The 2,950-nt window shown below is 57.8% G+C and carries 4 protein-coding genes; all 4 read right to left on the reverse strand.

Going from position 1 to position 2,950, the window contains the following annotated elements; all coding sequences use genetic code 11:
• Positions 1-884: PP2C family protein-serine/threonine phosphatase (locus GXH28_RS15565; RefSeq protein WP_169239932.1), on the reverse strand; the 884-nt coding region annotated here is incomplete at its 3' end.
• Positions 885-1,042: 158 nt separating this feature from the next.
• Positions 1,043-1,450: an STAS domain-containing protein gene (locus tag GXH28_RS15570; protein ID WP_240550455.1), complete on the reverse strand. Its 408-nt coding sequence runs from the start codon at positions 1,448-1,450 to the stop codon at positions 1,043-1,045.
• Positions 1,422-2,648 carry a glycosyltransferase gene (locus GXH28_RS15575; RefSeq protein ID WP_169239933.1) on the reverse strand — a complete coding sequence of 409 codons (1,227 nt, stop codon included), beginning with the start codon at positions 2,646-2,648 and terminating at the stop codon, positions 1,422-1,424. The genes GXH28_RS15570 and GXH28_RS15575 overlap by 29 nt, the downstream gene beginning before the upstream one ends.
• Positions 2,641-2,880: a hypothetical protein gene (locus GXH28_RS15580; RefSeq protein ID WP_169239934.1), complete on the reverse strand. Its 240-nt coding sequence runs from the start codon at positions 2,878-2,880 to the stop codon at positions 2,641-2,643. Before GXH28_RS15580 ends, GXH28_RS15575 begins: the two co-directional genes overlap by 8 nt.
• Positions 2,881-2,950: the final 70 nt, after the last annotated feature.

Consider the following 2,950-nt stretch of genomic DNA (forward strand, 5'->3'; position numbering starts at 1 on the left):
CTGTTCCGCAGGTTCGTTCGCGTCATGGCCATCAACAGGGCAGCAGAGAGCCCCTTGCCCGAGACATCGCCGACGACAAACGTAAACGGTTGGCCGGTCGTCTCGTCAGAGATGATGTAGTCAAAGAAATCACCGCCCACCTGGAACGCAGGCCGCAAAGCGCCATAGACGTCCAGACCGGCGATGGTCGGTGATTGTTGTGGCAGCAGGCCAAGTTGTACTGTATGCGCTAGCTCCATCTCGGTTTGCAGACGGGCTTGGGCAACGAGCTGCTCGTGCAACAACGCGATCTCAAGTTGTGACCCAGCTTGTTCGGCGATCGAGCGCACCAGTTTCAGATCGGGCGACAACGCAGACGCCGGCCGGTTCAGCCAAAGTCCGAATGCAGCGACGATCTCACGGCGTTCGCGGAGAGGCAGGGGGATGACGAAGAGATTGCCTTTGCCATTCATAGACCCGATCGAGAGTTCTGTGCTGCATAGCAGGATCTCGCTGCCGGTTTGTCGCACGCGTTCAAATAGCTCGATCAGACACGGTTCGGGCACGGCTAAACCGGGAGAACGCACAACCTTGGCCGGCGTCGCCAGCACAACAAAGGCAGCGTGGGCCTTGACCAGACGTACGGCTTGCTGCACCAGGCGATGAAGCAGCCGGTCAATATCCAACCGGGCAGAATCCGCCTTGTTCAACTCATACAACGCCAGCAATTGATCCTCGGTCTCGGCCAGCGCTTCGGCCAGGTTCTCGACCTCGCCCTCTAAGACGGTGAGCGAAGCCAGCATCGCTGCATCCGCTTGCAGGCGCGCCAGTGCGGCATCGCCTTGCACGCCACTGACTCGCAGCTCTCCCAGCCAGGTGCCCGTATCGTCGGTGATTGGTGCCATCAACCCAGCGGGATGCGGTGATTCAGCCGGCCAACAGGCCAATAAGTTTTCGCCTTGCCACAAACTGAAACTCGCGGCGCCGTTCGCCAACCAGGCTGTCGCGAGAGCTTGGAGCAGAGTAGGCCGGCTGGTGAGAGACGTAGGCTCCATCATCGCGTTTAGGCAGCGAGAGCCGTTGTGGCCTCGTCAACCGATCGCGCGATCCTAAAAGCGCGATCCAGCCGGGTCAGCTCGAAGATGATGCGCACCGGTTGTTGCAGGTTGCAAAGAACCTGATCAGCACCGCACTCTCGACAATATTTCATGCCTTGTACCAGGCAGGCGAGACCGCTGGAATCTATGAAGTTGACTCCGCCCAAGTCCACAATGACGTGACCCTTCGTGCAATCCGCAGCTTGCATCAAGGCCTGGCGCACCCGTGGCACTTCATGCGCATCGAAGCGTCCTGACAAGCCGATGACTGCAGCTACGTGTTCAGTCTTAGGTGTGAGCGCGATTTGCTGTAGGCTGATTTGCATCGTTGTTGATTCCCTCCTCTTAGGTGGCAGGTAAGCGTCGGGCTGCATCTCCTTGCCGCTGCTTGATCAAGATCTCCAAATGGAGCAAGTACCAGTCCACAACTTCGGCGATAGGCAGGCCGCGCGAGGCAATCCAGTTTTGCCGGCCTAGCTCACGGCGACGAGCAGGGTTGTCAATGACGCGGGCGATGGCAGCGGCCAGGCTGTGGGCATCACCGGGCGCGAAGAACTCACCGCTGTAGCCTTCCTCGGCGATGACTTCGGCGAGGTCACCGATGTAAGGCAAGACCACGGCCTTGCCGTAGTCCCCGGATTGATGCAATACACCGGAGCTGCCGGTGGTGCTGTTGTATGGGAAGACGACCACCGCAGCCTCGCTGAAGATACGAGGGATATCTTGCTCGGCCACGTAACCGGTGTAGCGGATGTTGGGGATGTCGGCGTAGCGCTGGCGCACGCTCTCTAGATAGCCAGGCGCGTTTGGGCTATTCGTCCCGGCGATCACGAGTTCTAGCGGCGGCCGGCTACCATCTTGAAGCAGCTTAAACGCCTCGATCAACGTCTCTACCCTTTTGTAGGTGCCGAACTTGCCGAAAGCCAAGATCTTTATAGGACCAGGGGGAAGGTCGAAGGAGGGTTGAGGTGTATCCTCAAACGCGCCATGTGGGGCCAGTACAACATTGGTAGCTTTGTATTTGGCCTCCAAAATCTCGACGTACTTGGGGATTGTTACTGCCACTAGGTCTGCTGTTAACAGCAGACGTGTCACCTGGGTGCCAAAAAAACGGATGAACGACTCAACGAACGGATTACGCGCAAAGCCGGCGCTACGCAGGTTGGTCGTCTCCATGATGTTGTGTAGAAGCACGAGGGTTGGATAACCTGTGCGTTTGACCCAGTACGGCGCAGTCAAACCGAGTGTGGCCGAGACTTTGCTGCTGCCGAAACTGGCGAATTGAATATTGAACAGCACAGCATCGGGATTGGCCTGGCGCACGGCGGCACGAATGCGCCAGGCGTTGTCGTGAGCTCCAAAAGACCAGCAAGGAATAACACTTACCGGCGCAAGGCCGGGGCGCGCCTCAAAGCAATAAGTCTGATCAGGTGGGAGCTGATCAGGGAGCAAGATGATCTCGCCGATCTCCTCCTTTTGGCGCAGGAATCGCACGAAGTGATAGGCGTATTCGTTGAGCGAGCCTTTGCCCGGTGGGTGGGTAGTCACGACGGCTAGACGAAGCTTAGGCATTAGCATAGACGCCTTTCAAATCGTTCAGTTTGATCTTGATCAGGTCTCGCAGAAAGCGCCGGGCTTCTTTGATCGGGTCGAGTTTTGAACCGGGCGCATCTACCCACGCGATGGGCACCTCAGCGATGCGATAACCGAATTTGTTCGCCAGGTAGAGAATCTCCAGATCGAAGGAAAATCCGCTGATGGTCTGAGCGCGAAAGAGACGTTGCGCTGCTTCGTGAGTGAACATCTTGAAGCCGCATTGTGTGTCGCGGGCGTTGGCGGAGAAGAGGTGAGTAACGGCCTACGCTGGATCGTCA

It is taken from the genome of Candidatus Roseilinea sp. NK_OTU-006, assembly GCF_012931985.1.
Lineage (GTDB): Bacteria > Chloroflexota > Anaerolineae > J036 > Brachytrichaceae > JAAFGM01.